General features: G+C 59.9%; 14 protein-coding genes and 2 pseudogenes. 8 read left to right on the top strand and 8 right to left on the bottom strand.

All coding sequences use genetic code 11. The annotated features are described in order from the left end of the window. Genes E5X34_RS22010 through E5X34_RS21995 form a run of 4 tightly spaced genes read left to right on the top strand, consistent with a single transcriptional unit; the run spans position 1 to position 3153 of the window. On the top strand, positions 1-360 hold the full coding sequence (locus E5X34_RS22010) for a TIGR04076 family protein (protein WP_292568846.1): 360 nt from the start codon (positions 1-3) through the stop codon (positions 358-360). Then, on the top strand, positions 357-1406 hold the full coding sequence (locus E5X34_RS22005) for an aldo/keto reductase (protein ID WP_292568844.1): 1050 nt from the start codon (positions 357-359) through the stop codon (positions 1404-1406). Before E5X34_RS22010 ends, E5X34_RS22005 begins: the two co-directional genes overlap by 4 nt. 5 nt (positions 1407-1411) lie before the next feature. Next, positions 1412-1840, top strand: coding sequence for a hypothetical protein (locus E5X34_RS22000; RefSeq protein WP_292568842.1), 429 nt, complete (start codon positions 1412-1414; stop codon positions 1838-1840). 50 nt (positions 1841-1890) lie between these two features. Further along, positions 1891-3153 (top strand): ABC transporter substrate-binding protein, encoded by a 1263-nt coding sequence (locus E5X34_RS21995; protein ID WP_292568840.1) that lies wholly within the window; start codon positions 1891-1893, stop codon positions 3151-3153. 571 nt (positions 3154-3724) lie between these two features. Here E5X34_RS21995 and E5X34_RS21990 read toward each other — a convergent pair. Then, a complete protein-coding gene (locus tag E5X34_RS21990; RefSeq protein WP_292568838.1) occupies positions 3725-3862 on the bottom strand; it encodes a hypothetical protein in 138 nt (45 codons plus the stop codon). A gap of 397 nt (positions 3863-4259) precedes the next feature. On the opposite strand from E5X34_RS21990, the gene E5X34_RS21985 reads away from it, so the two are divergent. Continuing rightward, positions 4260-4973 carry an outer membrane protein gene (locus E5X34_RS21985; RefSeq protein ID WP_292568836.1) on the top strand — a complete coding sequence of 238 codons (714 nt, stop codon included), beginning with the start codon at positions 4260-4262 and terminating at the stop codon, positions 4971-4973. Positions 4974-5242: 269 nt separating this feature from the next. Here the strand turns inward: E5X34_RS21985 and E5X34_RS21980 are convergent. The 5 genes and pseudogenes from E5X34_RS21980 to E5X34_RS21960 form a co-directional block, all read right to left on the bottom strand. Then, positions 5243-5326 (bottom strand): annotated as a pseudogene (locus tag E5X34_RS21980) (metallophosphoesterase); the annotation flags it as partial. A 781-nt stretch (positions 5327-6107) separates the two neighbouring features. Continuing rightward, a complete protein-coding gene (locus E5X34_RS21975; RefSeq protein ID WP_292568834.1) occupies positions 6108-7169 on the bottom strand; it encodes an AI-2E family transporter in 1062 nt (353 codons plus the stop codon). 93 nt (positions 7170-7262) lie between these two features. Next, positions 7263-9857, bottom strand: a complete 2595-nt coding sequence (locus E5X34_RS21970; protein ID WP_292568939.1) for a cation-translocating P-type ATPase — start codon at positions 9855-9857, stop codon at positions 7263-7265. A gap of 12 nt (positions 9858-9869) precedes the next feature. Next, positions 9870-11480: an MBL fold metallo-hydrolase gene (locus E5X34_RS21965; protein ID WP_292568832.1), complete on the bottom strand. Its 1611-nt coding sequence runs from the start codon at positions 11478-11480 to the stop codon at positions 9870-9872. A gap of 4 nt (positions 11481-11484) precedes the next feature. Then, on the bottom strand, positions 11485-12321 hold the full coding sequence (locus E5X34_RS21960; RefSeq protein WP_292568830.1) for a universal stress protein: 837 nt from the start codon (positions 12319-12321) through the stop codon (positions 11485-11487). Positions 12322-12491: 170 nt separating this feature from the next. Between E5X34_RS21960 and E5X34_RS21955 the strand changes: the two genes are divergently transcribed. Together E5X34_RS21955 and E5X34_RS32910 are read left to right on the top strand one after the other, a co-directional pair. Beyond that, positions 12492-12968, top strand: a complete 477-nt coding sequence (locus E5X34_RS21955) for an MgtC/SapB family protein (protein ID WP_292568828.1) — start codon at positions 12492-12494, stop codon at positions 12966-12968. A gap of 349 nt (positions 12969-13317) precedes the next feature. After that, a pseudogene (locus E5X34_RS32910) lies at positions 13318-13470 on the top strand (hypothetical protein); the annotation flags it as partial. 761 nt (positions 13471-14231) lie between these two features. On the opposite strand, the gene ctaD reads toward E5X34_RS32910, so the two are convergent. After that, positions 14232-15890, bottom strand: a complete 1659-nt coding sequence (gene ctaD / locus E5X34_RS21950) for a cytochrome c oxidase subunit I (protein WP_292568826.1) — start codon at positions 15888-15890, stop codon at positions 14232-14234. Positions 15891-16137: 247 nt separating this feature from the next. Between ctaD and E5X34_RS21945 the strand changes: the two genes are divergently transcribed. Beyond that, the gene (locus E5X34_RS21945; protein WP_292568824.1) at positions 16138-16908 is read left to right on the top strand and encodes a DUF2243 domain-containing protein; all 771 of its coding nucleotides are present in this window, start codon (positions 16138-16140) and stop codon (positions 16906-16908) included. A gap of 422 nt (positions 16909-17330) precedes the next feature. Here the strand turns inward: E5X34_RS21945 and E5X34_RS21940 are convergent, their stop codons facing one another. Next, positions 17331-18227, bottom strand: coding sequence for an MBL fold metallo-hydrolase (locus E5X34_RS21940; RefSeq protein ID WP_292568822.1), 897 nt, complete (start codon positions 18225-18227; stop codon positions 17331-17333). Positions 18228-18366: the final 139 nt, after the last annotated feature.

The following is an 18366-nucleotide window of genomic DNA, read 5'->3' as shown; positions in this document are numbered from 1 at the left end:
ATGGCCGGGCGCGACGACAGTTTCGAGCTCTTCGATCTTCGCGTCGAGGCGGTCATTCCCGAGGGCAAGCTGATCTATTGCGGCGCCAGGGCCGGCGACTATTTCGAACTGAAGGGCGAGATGCTGTCGCTGCCGGCGGGGCAGGGTTTTTCGATCTATTCCATTGCCGCCGTGCTGCCGCTGCTGGCGGCCAAGCAGCGGCCGACGCACGCCAATGACTGGATGACGTCTGACGCCGAGATTGCCTGTCCAGATCCCAACTGCGCCAGCCGGCTGAGGATCGTCAGGGTAGCCAAGCGGCGGTTCAGCCATGCCGAAACGACGGCGGTGCCGTTGCCGGCGGAAGGTGAAAAGGAATGACGACCGTCGAACTCAGCCCCCGCTATACGATCTCGCGCGTCATTCGCGGCGGCTGGCAGCTCGCCGGCGGGCACGGCGCGATCGATCGCGAACAAGCGGTGAGCGATTTGATCGCAACCTTCGACGCCGGCATCTTCACCTACGACTGCGCGGACATCTACACCGGCGTCGAGGAACTGATCGGCGCCGCGCGTTTGCGGCTTGGCAACAAACGTGGCCTCGATGCCGCCGCCGGGATGAAGGTGCACACCAAGCTGGTGCCCGATCTCGAGCGGCTGGCCGGCATCAGCCGCGACTATATCAGGGGCATCATCGACCAGTCGCTGCGCAGGCTGAAGACCGAGCGCATCGACCTCGTGCAATTCCACTGGTGGGACTATGCGCAGCCTCGTTATGTCGAGGCGATGGGTTGGCTCGACGAGCTCCGCCGCGAGGGCAAGGTCCGCAATCTCGGCACCACCAATTTCGACACGCAGCGGCTCGCCGAAATCCTGGCGGCGGGCATTCCGCTGGTCAGTCAGCAACTGCAATATTCCGTGCTCGACCAGCGTCCTGCCCAAGGCGTCGCCTCGCTGGCCAAACAACATGGCATGCATTTCCTATGCTACGGTTCGGTTGCCGGCGGTTTCCTCAGCGATCGATGGCTTGGCGCTGCCGAACCGGCGCCGCCGCTCGAGAACCGCTCGCTGGTCAAATACAAGCTCGTCATCGATGATTTCGGCGGCTGGGACCTGTTCCAGCAATTGCTGCAGGCATTGAAGACGGTCGGCGATCGCCACGGCGTCGACATCGCCACCATCGCCAGCGCCTGGGTGCTGGAACAGCCGCAGGTCGCGGCCGTCATCGTCGGTGCCCGCAACCAGGCGCACGCGCTTGCCAATGCGGCAATCATGGACGTCCAACTGAGCCCTGACGACAAGGCGGCGATCGGCGCGGTGATCGCGCAAAGCCCCGGCCTCGAAGGCGACGTCTACACGCTCGAGCGTGACCGCCATGGCCGTCACGGCTCAATCATGCACTACAATCTGAATGCGGGCCGGGTGTGAGCGCCATGAGCCAGGAGGCCTCGCTGTTTTCCCGCGCCAGCACCGAGATCGTCGATCTGCACCACTTCTTCGTCGACTGGTTCGTCGCAGCGCGCGCCGACGCGGTCGACTTCGGTCGCTTCGAAGCCGTGATGGGTGAAGGCTTGACCATGATCGCGCCGAGCGGCGTGGTCCTCCGTCGCGATGCGGTCGTCGACCATGTCAGGCAAAGCCGCGCCACCTGCGATGACGGCTTTGCCATCTCGATCGAGAACATCACGCCCGGCTGGCAAACCGACGACATGATCGTCGTCCTCTATGTCGAGGCGCAGTTGCGCGGCGGCAAGCTCAGCCGCCGTCAGTCGAGCGCCGTCTTCACCACTAGTTCATCGGCGCCCAACGGCGTCGAATGGCGGCATCTGCATGAGACCTGGCTGCAGGTGCCGGAACGCTGAACCAGGCTCAAGAGATCAAACCAAGTCGAGTAACTCAAAGGGGAACAACAATGAGAAACACGATACTGAAATTCACCACCGCGCTCGCTCTCGTAACGCTGGCTGGCGCATCGCATGCCGCCGACTGCAAGATCACCGTGGGCCTAGTCATCGAGTTGACCGGCCCGGCCGGCGAATACGGCCAAGCGGGTGCCAAGTCGGTCGAGATGGCTTTTCGCGATATCAATGCCGCGGGCGGCGTGCGCGGCTGCGATCTCGCCACCGACACGCGCGACAGCCAGAGCCAGGGCAATGTCGCGGTCGACGCCGCGACCCAGCTCGTCCAGGTCAAGAAAGTGCCGGTGATCATCGGTGGCATCATCTCTTCGGTGTCGATCCCGATCCTCACCTCGGTCACCGCACCGGCCAAGATCGTCCAGGTGTCGCCTGCGTCCTCTTCGCCGACGCTGACCGCGCTCGGCCGCGACGGCAAGACCAACGGTATTTTCTTCCGCACCATCACCTCGGATGCGCTGCAGGGCGTGGCCGCCGCCAAATACGCCATCGACAAGGGTTTCAAGAAGCTGTCCATCATCCACGTCAACAACGACTTCGGCGTCAACATGGTGGCGGAGTTCTCGCGCGCCTATAAGGCGCTCGGCGGCACCATCGTCTCCGACACGCCCTACAACGAGAAGCAGTCGAGCTATGCATCGGAAGTGACGGCGGCGATGGCCGGTGATCCGGACGGACTCTATCTCGTCAGCACGCCGGTCGACGGCGCCACCGTTGCCCGCACCTGGATCTCGCAAGGCGGCGTGCAGAAGTTCCTGCTCAATGACGGTATGAACAGTCCTGACTTCATTGAATCCGTCGGGGCCGATTATCTCAAGAATGCCTATGGTACGTCCTCCGGCACCAGCCCGACCGCGTCGACCGACTATTTCAACAAGAACTACAAGGAATTCTCAGGCATCGAGCCATCGAACCCGGCCGCCGATCGTTCCTATGACGCCGGAGCCATCGTCGGGCTCGCCATCGCCATCGCCGGCTCCGACGACCCGGCCAAGATCAAGGACGCCATGTACAAGGCGGTCGATCCGGCAGGCACCCCGATCTATGCCGGCAAGGAGGAGTTCGCCAGGGCGCTCGGCCTGATCAAAGACGGAAAGCCGATCCGCTACGAAGGCGTGATTGGCCCGGTATCTTTCGACAAATTTGGCGACATCACCGGTCCCTTCCGGCTCTGGAAAATCGTCGACGGCAAGGTGACGACCGACGGCGAGATGACGACAGATGATGTCAACGCATTGCAGGCGAAATTGAATAAGTAGGCATTCCGAGCGACTGGACCCCGGATCGCTCGACCCGGGGTCGTTCGAGCAGCCTGTGCTCAAGAATGCTCTGCGCGGACGTGAACTAACATCCATCGCGTTGCGCGGCTTCGTCTTCGGAGCAAGCTTCGAGAACCGTTTTGTCTAAGGGGCATCCAGTTTGGCTGGGGTTCCTGGAAGCTTTTCGAACTTTCTGGGTCTCGCCTCGGTCCCAATTGCGAGTGCTCATCGACAAAGTGGGGTACGAGATTCGGACCTAAAGTAGGTCGGGAGGCTGACCGTCTGGCGCGTCGGTCTTCTTGACAAGGTGAATCCGTATACCCCTCTATGTTCTGAACGGCAGCTATGCGCCTCAAGTCGGATGTTAGGCGCAGTTCCCCGCAGACTGAAAGCGGCCATTGTGAGCCACACGGCTAGCAGACTTGCCCAAAGTCCATCCTGACTACAGGGGACTTCCCATCTCGGGCGTTGGGCGGTGCCTGAATAGGACGACGATCGTCTCGAATCGGGCGGCTTCGGGCGCCACGGTCTGGTTCCCGGAATGCTGGTTCGGCATCAAACCAAAAAACCATCAGGCACTAGGTGCCTCGCGCAGGTTGATCAATTCGGCCACATCGAGGATCCTCAAACTGCTTGCTACGCCAAGCGCGTCGGTGGCGAATGCCGTGCCGCCGGCCGCAACGATCGGAACCTGCAATTCACCAACCATGCGGTGATGCCAGAGCTGCGGAAGGGGTGGACGCCATGTCCGTAGGCCGACAGTTCCGCGTTGGGGGCGTTGGTTTGAACCGCCGGCTAACCGACTCTCTCGTGCGTGGAGGGCAAAGAGCCAGCTGAGCAAGAGCCTAATTAACATCCCAGCATGGATGCCTCTTTTGATGTTATCTACCGATTGTCCGGACAACAGCTTTTGCAAGCCATCTCCCTCTCGTGACGGCAAATGCCGGAGTTAATGGAGGGCAATAACAAGGTCTAATTTCCTGAAGATATAATTGGATATCGCATTGTACGGCGATAGTCTGGAGTTTCGACCGCTCCGTTGCGTTCGCGCTACAGACGGGGAAATCTCGCTCGGCTATGGAGTAGGCATCCGAGGGAGTTTTTTGATGAAGCGCCATGCACTTGCCTTGCTAATGTCCGCGGCTACTTTTGGCACCGCATCGGCCGCTGACCTCGCCATCCGCTCCCCTGAGCCTATTCCCCTCGCCAGCGAGCCTTTCTCTTGGACCGGCTTTTATGTTGGCGCTCAAGGCGGCTATTCGTTCTTCGATAGTGAGATCACCTTCCCGCCCATCAGTTCGGGAGCTCTCCATTCCAGCCCGGGGCCAGATACGTTTACGCTTGGTGGGCAAGCGGGTTACCGCTACCAGTTCCCGAATTCGCTCGTGCTTGGCGTGGAGGGCGACATCTTCAGCTACTTCGGAAAGAACGACAAAGCAGCGATTATTGGAGGATCGCCTAGCGGTGACGAAATCACCCTGAACTACGGCGGATCGCTTCGCGGACAGGTGGGTTACGCCTGGGATCGTTTCCTTCCGTACGTGACGGGCGGCGTTGCGCTCCTCGACTACGAGGGTGGCGGAGAAGCTGTTCTCGGCGGTCCGGTGTTCCCCGGGGCTGAATTCAGCAAAACCAAGGTTGGCTGGACGGTGGGCGCTGGCCTTGCCTACGCGCTTACCGACAAACTGGTCGCAAATATTGACTATCGCCATTCCGATTTTGGCAGCACCCAATTCGCCACGCCAGCCGCTGCCGCAGGCACCACCAGGGTCAAGCTGAACGAGAGCGCGATCAAGGTGGGCATGAGCTACAAGTTCTGAGCAGGCGCCTATCCCAGCCGTCCGGCCTAATCTGATTGCGTTCCTGTCATCCTTTGCGCGTCGCCAACCGGCGTGCGCAAGCATTTGGCCGACGGGTATTCCCCCTGGATGTGTCATGATCCTGATCAAGTTTGCATGAAGATGACTTTTCTGAGAGATTTCGCGCCTGCTATAGCCCCGGCGTGCGCTTGCGCGCCACCTTGTCGCCTTCAATGAAGCGATCCATCCGCTCGTGCAGCGTGGAGACGCGGCCCTTCAGGACTGACAGTGTCTCCGCCATGGATGATGTGGTTTACCCCGCCCAGGCGTCGTTCCGCCTCAAGCCTCAGCAGGCCGTGGGTGTCAGAGTTGATGGGAGGGCGACCGAGCGTTCGCCAAGGCCAGAAAGGAAGGTTTGCCCGGCAGGAAGCGCTTGCCTGGCTCGGCGAACGCACCAATGAGCATCTTGCGCGTTTAAAGGAAGCTATGAACCACTGACCTCGCGCAATGGTTTCAGGGGTCGCTCAGCGTGCTCTCCCGTTTGCCCTCGAATTGGCAGCTTTGCGCCTTCTGCCCAGGCGTACGAGGTGAGGTCAACCGTTGCCGGAAGCAGAGATTCAAGCGACGCTTAGCTCGAGCCGCTGTATAACCTGGGCAGCGGCTATCGCACCTCCGCGAACTCCTTCGAGGAGACCATGTGCAAATCCGAAGTTATGCAAGCATCTGAAAAGAGCACGCCTGTGGTCGACAAGTCCGGCTAGCCAAAGGTTGGCCGGCGACACCCAAAAATGGCTGCCAGCCGGTTGTCAGGTTGGATTCGCTAGGCGATGCCTGAAGCATCTTCGTCATCGATCAAGGGCGCATACCTCCGGGAGATCGACGTCACGCGGGGCTCGGGACGTCTTGCCGTGGCCCAGGGCGTACGGCCGGGTGAAATCGTGGTCGTCTATCCGCCTGCTTCCCTTGTCGATGGCAGCAAGATCGGATCCCACTAGGGGCTGGGCTCATTGTATCCGCATCGAGCTGGTCTACCCAATCCAAAAGAGCGCCCGCGGCGGTGTGCAACAATAGAGTTGGCGACGGTGATCTTTGTTGGCAGCGCAGCTCTGCTTTACGGCCAACGTGCGATTGCTCGGGGGGCACTTTGGCGCGCTGTCACATCGGATCCTCGCGATAGCTCGTTCTGCCGGACGCTGCCCACACCTCCACCAGCAGCATCGTCACGGTAACAGCTAAGGGACCAAGTATGAACCCGGGAGCCCCGAAAAGCGCCAGCCCACCTATCATCGATATAAAGGCGGGAATTGTGTGGAGCCTCAGCTGGTTTCCCACCAGCATCGGCCGAAGGAGGTTGTCGATCCCGCCAACGGCAATGGCGCCCCAAACCGTGAGGATCAGGGCCTTGCCCCAATCACCGTCAAGCAGGAGCAGGATCGCCGCCGGTATCCACACGATGAAAGCACCCAGGACCGGCACGACGGAAAGCAGGCTCATGACCACGCCCCAGAGTAGGGGCGTCGGCAGTCCGAGGATCCAGAACATCAGGCCCCCCAAAGAACCCTGAACCGCCGCGACGGCTAGCGTCCCATATATTGTTGCGTGAACGGTATCGAAGACGCGCTGAAACAATCGCTCCGTCTCGGCGCTGTCCAGCGGCATCCAATCGCGAAGAAGGCGTGCAACGGCTTTCCGATCGCGAAGGAAATAGAACAGCATGTAGAACGTTATAAAGACCTCCGCGACCTGCAACACCGAGCTCTTGACGAAAGTCGCGCCGGCATTGCTTAACCATGTTGCGAGGCTTGCCATCATCGAGGGCAGATCAACCTGTTGATCTATCCACCTTCCAATAGGTGCTATGGTGGGATGCGCGTTTAGGAGCCGCTGCAGCTCTCCATCCGCTAACCGGGTTCGGACAGAGGCAGCCCCGGAAGCAGCTTCCTCGACCAGACGCTCCACCACGAAAGCTGCCGGGACAAAGACGAGCAGCACGATCGTCAATACCGAAACCATCGCCGCCACGTTCGGATGTTTCGCCTTCGTCTCGATCCAGCCTTGGAAAGGGCCAAAGAGGATTGCCAGAGCAGACGCCCAGGTGATCGCGCCTAAAAATGGCCGGGCCAAAAACACGCAGACGACAATCCCGATGATCGCGGCAGCGGCTAGAACAAACCTGCCTGCGCGGCGGCGGCGAACTCGACGAGCGCCGGCGTTCATCTCGCCAGCTCCGAAACGGTTCGTGCGGGAGTTTGCATGACATTCCAACTTTTGTTGATCATCAACTCACCCGTCATGGATCGGCACTTGCGGCTAGGCCTTGAGGCGCTCCCGCCAGAGTGGCTTCAGTAACTCGAGGCCTGCCAGCACGACAAATCCCGCGGCAAACGTCATAGCGAGATCGTCGAGATGCAGCGGTCCGAAGCGGAAGAGACTGGTGGCAAACGGCCAAAGAAGCGTGCCGGCCAACATTGATGCGACGGCGACGACGACAATCATGAGCGATCGGTTCGGCCTGTTAAGCGCGGTCAAAATGGACGCGCTGAAGGAGCGGTTGACAAAAATCAGCCCAGCGATTGTCAGCACCAGCGAGAAAAACATCAGCGCCCGGACTTCATTCTCGGCCATGCCTTGTCTCAGGGCGACAATGTAAATGCCCGCGAGAAGCGCGAAGGCGACAATCCCCTGGATCAGTCCCCACCCGATCAACGCCCCAGAGAACAGGGGCGAGTCCGGATTGCGGGGCGGACGGCGCATGACATCGTCTTCTTCGCTTTCTGCCTCGAAGACCAGTGAACACACGGGATCGATAACCATCTCCAGAAAGGCGATATGGATCGGTCCGAACAGGATCGGCAGGCCAAACAGCAACGGGAGCAGCGAGAGGCCGGCGATGGGCACGTGCACCGCGAAGATGAACCCTATGGCCTTACGCAGATTGTCGAAGATGCGGCGGCCAAGCCGAACGGCCTTGACGATCGAACCGAAATCATCGTCGAGCAGGACGATCGACGACGCCTCGCGCGCGACGTCGGTGCCACGGCCACCCATGGCAATCCCGATATTGGCTGCCTTCAGCGACGGCGCGTCATTGACGCCGTCGCCGGTCATGGCCACGATCTCACCACTCGATTTCAGCGCGCTCACGATGCGAAGTTTCTGTTCGGGCATGATGCGCGCGAACACGGTTGCGGTTTTCACCCGCAGCGCCAGCTCGTCGTCACCGAGCGCTTGCATCTCGCTGCCGGTCACGATGCTTTCGGCATCGAGGCCAGCCTGACGCGCGATCACCTTGGCAGTTGCCGGGTAGTCACCGGTGATCATCATCACCTTGATGCCGGCCGAACGGCAGTCGCTGACAGCTTCGGGAACGCGAGCGCGCAGCGGATCGGTCAGACCGACCAGCCCGAGGAATTCGAATTGGAAATCATGTTGATTATCCGGCAAGTCGGAGCCGCGATGAAAAGCGCGCGCCACGCCAAGCACCCGTAACCCCTCGGCCGCCATGGCCTCGACCAAGCCCTGCAAGACCATCATCTCCCTCGCACTCAGGTGGCACAGCGCCGCGATAGCTTCTGGCGCACCTTTTGCCGCAACCAGCAAATTGCCACCGCCGCCTGTCGACCGCCAGACATTCGACATTGCCAGCAGGCCGGGTCGAAGCGGATATGCGTGGACTAGCTCCCAATTCGGTCTGTCCAGACCACCCTTGTGCTTGGATAGCCGTTCCCTGCGGAGTTTGTGAAATGCGATCTCCATGGGGTCGAAAGGAACCTGCGCGCTGGCGAGCACGCCAGTCTCGACCAAATCGGCGAATGCCGCCGGCAGGTCCGTCTCCGGATTGGAGGCCGGCCGCAATCGCCTTCCATCCTCCAATCGCAGTTCGGCGACGGTCATCCGGTTCTCTGTAAGGGTTCCTGTCTTGTCGGTGCAAAGGATCGTCGCTGAGCCAAGCGTTTCGATCGCGGCGGCCCTGCGGGTCAGGACGCGCGCCTGCGATATGCGCCACGCCCCCATGGCCAGGAAGATCGTGAGCACGACGGGAAATTCCTCCGGCAGCATGGACATGCCGAGCGCGATGCCTGCAAGCACCGCGTCCAGCCAACCGCCCCGCAGCAGCCCGTACAGCAAGACCGAGGCGACGCTGACTGCACCGCCGACCATCGCGAAAATGCGTACGACGCGCCTCATCTGTGCCTGCAATCGCGGCGGCTCTGCCTCCATTGAACTGAGCGAGTGCCCGATCTTGCCGATTTCACTTCGTGGCCCGGTCGCAAGGACTTCGCCAATGCCTGAACCACGAACGATCAGCGAACCAGAGAATAAGAAAGGCAGGTCGTCACCGCCTGGCCGGTGTTCGGTCAGTGGCGGGGCCTCGCCGGCGGCAATCTTTCGAACCGGCACGGATTCGCCTGTCAGCAGGGATTCGTCACTCTGAAGGTCCCGGCTCTCAAGAAGCCTGGCATCGGCCGGGACCCGGTCACCCTCGCCGAGCACGACGAGATCTCCCCGGACAACTTCACGGCCCGCTATGCGTTTGCGTTCACCACCGCGTATGACCAGGGCGCGAGGGCTGGTGAGGTCACGCAGTGCTTCCAGAACGCGCTCGGTGCGCGTCTCCTGGATGATGGTTATGCCGATCGACATCGTGCCAAATGCCAGCAGGATCAGCGCCTCCTCCAAGTTGCCCAGAAGCAGATAGACGACACCTCCGCCAAGCAAGAGGGCCAGCATCGGTTCGCGAATGACCTCAAGGGCTATTCTAAATGGCGTGCGCCGACTGGACCTGGGCAGCTCGTTCGGCCCCTCGGCGAGAAGTCTGGCCTGAGCCTCGGTTTCGCTAAGGCCGCGCAGGCTTTCAGAACCGCCAGCCCCGCTTTGCGTGTTCTCGAGACTGGGCGCTTCCATCAGCTGCTGCATCTAATCGCCCTGGGCAGTGAGTGCTCGCTGCATTCGCCTGATGATCTTGGCTCGACCGCGTTCGTCCGCCGCCGAATTGACGGCCTCGCTCACGTCCAGCAAGAGCCTGGAGAGATCGTTGTGCCAATCGAGACGGCCGACGCTCTCAGGCTTCAGCCTGCGAGCATGGTTGATCTCGACTGGCAGGCAGCCCTCGGGGCTCAATCGAAAGGCGTCATCAAGCTGCGGCTTGATGATCCTGCCTTCCGGAAACGATCCCTTGAGGCGGTCTGCAAGGCCTGTAAGACCTTCCTCTTCGCCATGGGTCAGAAACAGCGATTGCTCGATTGGGCCGCGAGCCAATATCCAGGCCACGAGCTCGACGGCATCCGCATGACCGGAGTATAGATCGAAGAAGGTGACGTTCGCCCTCACTTGGATTTCCTCACCCTGGATACGCACCCGCCGGGCGCCGTCCAGCAATATTCTGCCCAGCGAACCCTGGACCTGATATCCAGCCATCATGACAGTGGCGTTCTTGCGCCAGAGGTTGGCCTTGAGATGATGGCGTATGCGCCCCGCGTCGCACATGCCGCTTGCCGCTATCACCACGAAGAAGCCTGTCAGGCGGTTGATCGCCTTGCTCTGCTCGACTGTATCGGTAAACCGCAACTCGGCTGAAATCAAAGCCTGACGCAGCACGTCGCCCTTTTCGATTTCATCGGCATGTCTCTGGAATATGGCGCTTGCGCGTGTGGCCAACGGCGAGTCGACGAATATGGGGACTCTCGGAACCTCGCCGGCCTGCATGAGCAGATGAAGATCAACCAGCAATTCCTGTGTGCGCTCGACGGCGAACGACGGAATGATCAGGGGACCGTTCGCCTGCGCGGCGCCCCGCACGATCTCACCGAGCATCGAGCGTCGCTCCTCAGGCGAAACATCCGCGCGATCCCGGTTGCCATAGGTTGCTTCGCAGACGAGATAGTCGACACCGGAAGGACCCTGCGGGTCGGCTTGGAGCAGCTTGTGCCCCGGACCTATGTCGCCCGAAAACACGATGCGCATCGGCGAGCGCCCACCTCCATCGAGCTCTAGTTCAACAGACGAGGAGCCGAGCAGATGGCCCGCATTCCAGAAGCGGACCCGTAGACCTTCGGCTACGGTCGACCAGTCACCATATTGCGCACCCCGAAACAGAGGCATGCATGCGACCGCGTCCTCCTTGCGGTAGATCGGTTCAACCAGCGGCCTGCCGCGCTGGGCGTTGCGGCGATTGAGCTGGTCCACTTCCGTTTCCTGGATATGCGCGGCGTCCGGCAACATGACAGAGCAAAGATCGATCGTGGCCTTCGTTGCGTAGATCGGTCCTCGGAAGCCTTGCCTCACCAGCTTGGGGAGCAGACCGCTGTGATCGATATGGGCGTGGGTCAGGATGACCGCGTCGATCGCATCCGGCGGAAATGGGAATGCGCCATAGTTCAGTTCCCGTTCGGATTTCGAACCCTGAAACAAACCGCAATCGATTAAGATCCGCCAATGTGGCGTTTCAATTTCGTAGCATGACCCTGTCACGCAATGCGCCGCGCCATGGAAACGCAAGACGGGGTGCTGATCGCTGTCCAAGGTCATGCCCCTAATGCGACATCAAGACCGGCAAGCGCAGATCCGCCAAGATGCCTTGCGTAGCTCCACCAAGCACAAAGTCTCGAAGTCGGGAATGACCCCATCCGCCCATGACGAGCAGACTGCCGTTGATCTTGATGGCATGCTCCTGAAGCGCAGCGCCGATTTCATTGTCGCCGGCGTGGATCGACTCGGCCTTGGCCAAGAGGCCTCGCGCCGCTAACCCATGTGCCAGACGTTCGCCAGTATCTTCGCGCGGCAGCACCTTCTCGTCAGTGACGGTGACGACCGATATTGCCGATGCCCGTTCCAGGAACGGCTTGGCATCAGCCACGGCTCTCGCGGCAACTCGGCTGCCGTCCCAGGCGATCACTACATGGTCGAGCGGGCCGACATCTTCGTCGCCCGGGAGAATCAAAGCCGGCCTGCCCGAGCTGAACACGACCTCTTCGGCAATCATCTGGGAGGCTTCGTTGTTCGGTGTCCAACCTACCATGCACAAGTCAAAGTAGCGGCCCTCGTTGGCCGCAGCCTCTCCCATCAGAGCCGGCTGGGCTTTCAATTCCTGGCTCGTCAAAGTGACGTTGCATCGCGACGCTTCGGCCGCCGCTGCATCCAGCAGCATCTTGCCTCTCTGCCGGCTGGCCGCCTCGACTTCGTGGATCTTGGCGGGGAGATCGAGCAGGAGACGGGACAACGCGTTCGAGACGTCCGGAATGTCAACATTGACGACCGCGATATCGAGGGTGGCACCCAGCAGCTTCGCCACTGCGACGGCATTCGATGCGACTTTCGATCCGGGCGGATCCGGGTAGGTCGGCAAAAAGACAGATGCCAAAAGTTGCATTGCGGTCTCCCTCCACGGCGAAGCGAACGGGCCAGAGGCTTTCTCGGCTTAGCTATCGCTGTTTCAGGCTTGCCCTGCCTTGATGCACATCAATTCCGCCACCCCACCGGATATCGAGGCTCCTAGCACCACAGCTGGAACTCACCGACCGCAGCCACGTTGTGGCGCTCATGGATGAGCTCGTTGAACGTTTTGGGCAGCAAACATGGCTGCCGTTCTCTGTGATTTCCGCCAGGCTTTTGCTGGCTGCCGTGCTAGGCTCCCTTGTGGGCCTAGAACGCGAGTGGCGCAACCGACCGGCTGGGCTAAGGACGCATATCCTGGTCTGTGTGGCAACCGCCTTAATCGCCATCCTGGCAATTGAAATCACTCATTTGCATGTTTTCGATGGCCAAGATGTCGCCATTGACCCGATCCGGTTGATCGAAGCAACGACAGCCGGAGTAGCATTTCTGGCCGCAGGCATAATCTTCTTCTCCAAAGGGGAGGTGCAAGGCCTGACCACCGGCGCAGGAATGTGGTTGGCGGGTGCTATCGGGCTGGCGGTTGGCCTTGGATTTTGGCAGATTGCAATGCTTGGCACCGTGTTGGCGCTTGTTGTGCTTGGGCTTTTGCAGCTGGTGCAAATGACCCCTAAGGATAAATAATTGTTCGAGGGTTGCAGCGCTCGGTCATTGGTGCATGGACTCGTTTCCGGATTAGAAAGCCGCGCGGTTGGTTGGATATAAACAGCTCGCCATCCTCAGCCGCGGTCAAAGGCAACCACGACAAATGCTGCATCCGACGGCTGCTTTGCGCCCAATTTCCGACGTTTAGGCCTTCCTGGTCGTTTCCCGAAAGCAGCCGGTCTATTCATGCCGGGATGAACTCCGTTTTGAGCTAATTCGCTACACGTGAGTACCACGAGGTCCCCTGAGTTCATTTTCACGAAACTGAGGAACACACGCACCTTCTGCGAGGGGCGAGGTCCAGCCGGGAGCACCGCGTGGGCGCCGAGGCAACACTGCCGTAGGCGCATTTTCTCCGCGAGCCCGCCTCGGCTACCCGATCGCGCATCCCGTGACGTGGAAGCAGGTTGAGGCAGGTGTCCGGCCGGACGCTTTCACACTCGGGAGGCCGTTTAGAGCCGGTTCTTGGATAGCAGCTTAGACTATGATGGGGTCGGTACACACGGCGCGTTTGGGGGAGTTCACTTTGTTGCCTCCGGTCAACGTTGAGAGACTCTTGCCCGTGTGAGGAGAGTGAGTTCTTCGTTGCATTCCCCAAAGCGGACACCTCGAACAATAAGATCTAGAGTTAGCTATCGCGTATTCCAGCGAGAGTTCGAGGAGATCCAAGTTGATCATCCCAAGACAGGAACGTCCCGCTTCGCGGAGCGTTGTTCCTCAGATCTTTAGAGCCGGAAGAGTGAGATGATCCGTCAGGTTGATAATGACCGGGATGAACGCGCAAGGCGGGCGGCTGACGAAATCATGCGGGTTGAGCGGCAGGAACGCGCAGAGAAAACAGCGCGATTGAGGGAAGCGCGTTTAGCCCGGGAAACTCAAAACCGGACCAAAACGGACGTAAAGAAGCGCGGGCACAAATAGGAAGAGAAGCGGTCGAAGACGGTCAATCGATCCGGTTTCCTTCTTGGCGACTGTCAGGAGCCGTCCTTATCAGAAGGTGGGTGGGGCGACCTTTGTGAAGATCGCCATGGGCAAAGAATTCACAGAAGCCACGCTCGGCGGCAAGTTGCGACGGCACAGGCCTATGCGTCTACTGCCTCACATGCAAGCGCAGGGCGGTACTCGACGTCGCCGCATTGGCCAGGCGGTGCGGGCCGAACCAGCCGTGCCTTCAGTGGGATTTGCTCAAGATCACCTTCTGCAGCGAGTGCCGTGGCGTCCTCAGGCTTCGAAAAAGCGCGGTTATTTGATCACCGGCAGGCGATCCCACTGATGGAACGGAGGTGGGGAGGGCAGCATCCATTCCAACGTTGTGGCTCCTGGACCCCAAGGATTGCTGCCAACTTGGCGTCTTCTGGAGAAAGCTTCTATCACACAGGCCAGGAAGAAGAGCACGCTCGCGCCAGAGATGTACGAGCCATAAGACGACACCATGTTCCAGCCGGCAAATGCGTCAGGATAGTCAATGTAGCGCCGTGGCATCCCTGCTAGGCCAAGGAAGTGATGCGGGAAGAACACCAGATTGACGCCAACGAACGTTGTCCAAAAATGTATCCCGGCAAGAATGGAGTTGTACATATATCCGGTCATTTTGGGGAACCAGTAGTACCACCCTGCGAAAATACCGAAGAGGGCACCCAGCGATAGGATGTAGTGAAAATGGGCGACAACGAAGTAGGTGTCGTGCAGCTCGCGATCGAGCCCCGCATTGGCCAGCTGGACGCCGGTTACACCACCAATCGTGAAAAGGAAGATGAAGCCGAGAGCCCAGAGCATCGGCGTTTGTAAGCGTATTGATCCACCCCACATGGTGGCAATCCAGGAGAAGACCTTGATGCCCGTCGGAACGGCGATGACCATCGTGGCAAAGGTGAAGTAACGCTGGGTATCGAGACCGATCCCGCTCGTGTACATATGGTGAGCCCACACCACAAAGCCGATCGCACCTATGGCGACGATTGCATAAACCATCCCCAAATACCCAAAGATCGGCTTGCGGGAAAATGTAGAGATGACCTGGCTGACGATTCCAAAGGCGGGAAGAATCATGATGTAGACCTCCGGGTGACCAAAGAACCAGAAGAGATGCTGGTAGAGGATCAGATCCCCTCCTTGGTCCGGCACGAAGAAGGCGGTCCCGAAATTGCGATCGGTCAGCAGCATTGTCAGCGCGCCGGCCAACACTGGTAGAGCGAGTAGCAGCAGGAAGCCGGTAATCAGAACCGACCAGGCAAACAGGGGCATCTTGTGCAGCGTCATGCCAGGAGCGCGCATATTGAAAATCGTGGTGATGAAGTTGATGGCGCCTAGAATCGAGGACGCGCCAGCGATGTGCAGGGCCAATATAACAAGGTCGACGGCAGGCCCCGGGTGCCCCGACGTTGACAGGGTCGGGTAGAGAAACCAGCCGGTTCCAGCGCCGAAGCCGCCAGGCACACTGGGCATGAAAATGGAGAGCAGGAGCAGGAGGAAGGCCGGTGGAAGAAGCCAGAACGAAACGTTGTTCATCCGCGGGAACGCCATATCGGGCGCGCCGATCATCAACGGGATCATCCAGTTTCCGAAGCCCCCGATCAGCCCTGGCATGACGGCGAAAAAGATCATGATCAGCGCATGGGCAGTGGTGAACACGTTGTAGAGTTGCTTGGCGCCATCGATCGCCGAATCGCCCTGATAACCGTAGATGAATGAAGCCAAGCCTGGGAAAATCTGAATTCCGGGCTCCTGTAGCTCCATTCGCATCGCCACCGATAGGAGCATTCCAACGATGCCCGCGATGATCGCAAACACAAGATACATCGTTCCGATGTCTTTGTGATTGGTCGAGAACAGCCAGCGCGCGGCTCCGGTAGGATGGCGGACTCCAGAATGAAGTTCTGCACTTGTCTCGGTGGGCGACATGGCAACTCTCGATCTTCAGCCGGATGACTGGCAGCGAGTTGTGCACGCGCCAGGCGCACCGAACCGGGCAATCAGAGCATTGTTCCCGGCTGACGGAGGGTAAATTTTTCGGCCGCTGGAACAACCGAACGAACGGTCTGTTCGGTTCCGACTGGAGCGACGCCTATGTTGGAGATGTTTGCAGCCCTACTGGTGCTTTTGGCGGTCGCCGGGGGATTGATTTTCGTGTTCTGGCTGGAGGCCCGTCATGGCCTTCATGGCCCTGCTGAGAAGGGACCATATGTGCCGATCCGCGGGACGGATGTGCGAGGACCTGATGTCAGTCCATGATGCCGCCAATCGCTCGCGTCATGATGTGAATCGCCAAGCGCTATGCGGTTGGCTGCTGGTCGGCTTCGCGCTGGCGGGTTTTTTCGATGGCATTGTGCTGCACCAGATCTTGCAGTGGCATCACTTGCTTTCAGCCTTCTCTCCCGGATCCGACCTGCGGTTCCAGGTAATGAGCGACGGCCTTTTTCATTTAGCGATGTACCTGTTGCTTGTATTGGCCACCATCTTGCTGGTGGCGGCTCGAGCAACGAATTCACGCGTCGTCACGACGAGTGAGATTCTGCGGTTTTCGCTGGTCGGGTTTGGCATGTGGCACGTTGCCGACGCGGTTGTATTCCACTGGCTGCTCGGGCTGCATCGGATCAAGATGAATAGTGATGCTCCGCTTGCCTGGGACATCGGGTGGCTCGTTGTCTTTGGCCTCTTGCCTTTGCTGCTCGCCTGGGCGTTCCCGAGCCGGAGCGGAGCAGCCAGTGGAGGCATGGGCGCCGCCTTGATGAGCATTGTCTTACTGTCAGGGCTGGCGGCAGCGGTGGGACCAAGCTTCACTCGGAACTCCGAAGTGATAGTAGTATTCCAGAAGGGGATGAACCCGGCTTCCATGATGCAGGCGATTCTCAGAGCGGGTACGAGCACAAGATGGAACAGCTCTGACGGATCTATATGGGTCGTTGGGCCGGTCTCATAGAGAGGGCTCTTCAGTCTGCATGCCAACGGTGCCCTTGTCGTCAGCACATCGCCGTTGGTCGGCGGCTGCTTGGCCTGGTCAAGTTTCAAGGTCTGAACGGGGTGGGGGCCCAAGGTCCGCTACTTCAATTCGCCAGGAGAGCGAATGATCAGCGTCTAGGGTTCTTTATCTCGCTTGCCTTGAGCCGATCCATGATTGTACGCAAGTGGTCGGGTAGCCATCTCTCCGAGCGAAAAACCGGGAGCGCGCGCAAGTGGCGCCGCATTATGTCGTTTGTGAATTGCTGTCTCACAACGCTTGCAACCTGTTCCGAGCGCTTGCTTCGCTGCATGGTGTTCCGGCAAACCTGATCCCTGAGATGCGCAGAACCCGGCGGTCTCTGAAAGGTTCCTCGGCTGTGTTCGGGATCGCTGCTGGTTTTGTCAGCCAGTCCTGTACGGCATCTGGTAGGCGCGGCCATTTCTAACCGTCGCTGGCTTGCGGACATATTTCGAACCTGCAGGCACCGCGAAATGGTCGAACTGCTCCGCGAGCCGATCGAGACCCTGGCGCATTCCCGCGCCAGTCGCCGCGGCCCCATGGCCACTGATAACCAGCTCCGGTTTCAAAGCGGCCAGTTCGCGGACAGAGCCCTCGGCGGCTTCCCAGTCGGGCGTGAAATAGCGTGGCGGGCCGTGCATTTCGAGCTGCTGCACGGCGACTTCGTAGGCCGATTCCTGGCCTGTTGTTATGAAGGCGTCGCCGGCAATCAGTGCACGGTCGGCTTCGCGCCACAGGGAGATGTGACCTGGGGCGTGCCCCGGCGTGTGCAGCCACTGCCAACCCGGCATGCCGGGCACCGACCTGTCGTCAGGCAGCGGCTTAAGCCTGGTGTCGAGATCGATGGGGCCGCACGGGAAAAGTGGCGAAAGCAACGCCATCAGGCCGCCACCCACCCAAGGATCGGGTGGAGGATAAGATGCGGTCCCATCGAGGTACGGATGCTCATCCGGGTGGGCATAGACCGGCACGTCCCACATCTTGGCCAGTTCCAGGACTGTGCCGACATGATCGAAATGACCATGCGTCAGAATGATCGCAGATGGCCGCGCGTCCGAGCCGAAACGGGACCGCGCAACGCCGACGATGCTGCTCCGCGACGTGGGTAAGCCCGTATCGATCAAAACCCACTCCGCGTGGTCGCCGGGCATTCCGAAGAAGACGACGTTCACGATGGAGAGGCGAAGATAAGCAAGGTCCGGCGCGATGGTCCAAGCTCCGTCGCCCAGGTCTTCGTGCCTGGCGCGATCGATCTCGGAGAGGGGAATCTGAACAGTCATGTTCTGCCAGCCTGTATCTGAGAAGTGACGAGCCCGAACTTGGATCGAGGGATGATGTTCCTGGGACGATTACGACAGCGCGCAGAACAGCCTTATGCGTGCGAGCGCGGGAACATCAGCGTCATCTCCGGGTTCGGCG

This window comes from Mesorhizobium sp. (assembly GCF_004963255.1).
Taxonomy (GTDB): Bacteria; Pseudomonadota; Alphaproteobacteria; order Rhizobiales; family Rhizobiaceae; genus Mesorhizobium.
This window is presented reverse-complemented; position numbering and strand designations above follow the sequence as displayed.

Bases quoted from the DNA above. Each gene is read 5' to 3' on its own strand.
- E5X34_RS22010 (WP_292568846.1), top strand. From the start codon at position 1: ATGGCCGGGCGCGACGACAGTTTCGAGCTCTTCGATCTTCGCGTCGAG.
- E5X34_RS22005 (WP_292568844.1), top strand. From the start codon at position 357: ATGACGACCGTCGAACTCAGCCCCCGCTATACGATCTCGCGCGTCATT.
- E5X34_RS22000 (WP_292568842.1), top strand. From the start codon at position 1,412: ATGAGCCAGGAGGCCTCGCTGTTTTCCCGCGCCAGCACCGAGATCGTC.
- E5X34_RS21995 (WP_292568840.1), top strand. From the start codon at position 1,891: ATGAGAAACACGATACTGAAATTCACCACCGCGCTCGCTCTCGTAACG.
- E5X34_RS21990 (WP_292568838.1), bottom strand. From the start codon at position 3,862: ATGGTTGGTGAATTGCAGGTTCCGATCGTTGCGGCCGGCGGCACGGCA.
- E5X34_RS21985 (WP_292568836.1), top strand. From the start codon at position 4,260: ATGAAGCGCCATGCACTTGCCTTGCTAATGTCCGCGGCTACTTTTGGC.
- E5X34_RS21975 (WP_292568834.1), bottom strand. From the start codon at position 7,169: ATGAACGCCGGCGCTCGTCGAGTTCGCCGCCGCCGCGCAGGCAGGTTT.
- E5X34_RS21970 (WP_292568939.1), bottom strand. From the start codon at position 9,857: ATGGAAGCGCCCAGTCTCGAGAACACGCAAAGCGGGGCTGGCGGTTCT.
- E5X34_RS21965 (WP_292568832.1), bottom strand. From the start codon at position 11,480: ATGACCTTGGACAGCGATCAGCACCCCGTCTTGCGTTTCCATGGCGCG.
- E5X34_RS21960 (WP_292568830.1), bottom strand. From the start codon at position 12,321: ATGCAACTTTTGGCATCTGTCTTTTTGCCGACCTACCCGGATCCGCCC.
- E5X34_RS21955 (WP_292568828.1), top strand. From the start codon at position 12,492: ATGGATGAGCTCGTTGAACGTTTTGGGCAGCAAACATGGCTGCCGTTC.
- ctaD (WP_292568826.1), bottom strand. From the start codon at position 15,890: ATGTCGCCCACCGAGACAAGTGCAGAACTTCATTCTGGAGTCCGCCAT.
- E5X34_RS21945 (WP_292568824.1), top strand. From the start codon at position 16,138: ATGGCCTTCATGGCCCTGCTGAGAAGGGACCATATGTGCCGATCCGCG.
- E5X34_RS21940 (WP_292568822.1), bottom strand. From the start codon at position 18,227: ATGACTGTTCAGATTCCCCTCTCCGAGATCGATCGCGCCAGGCACGAA.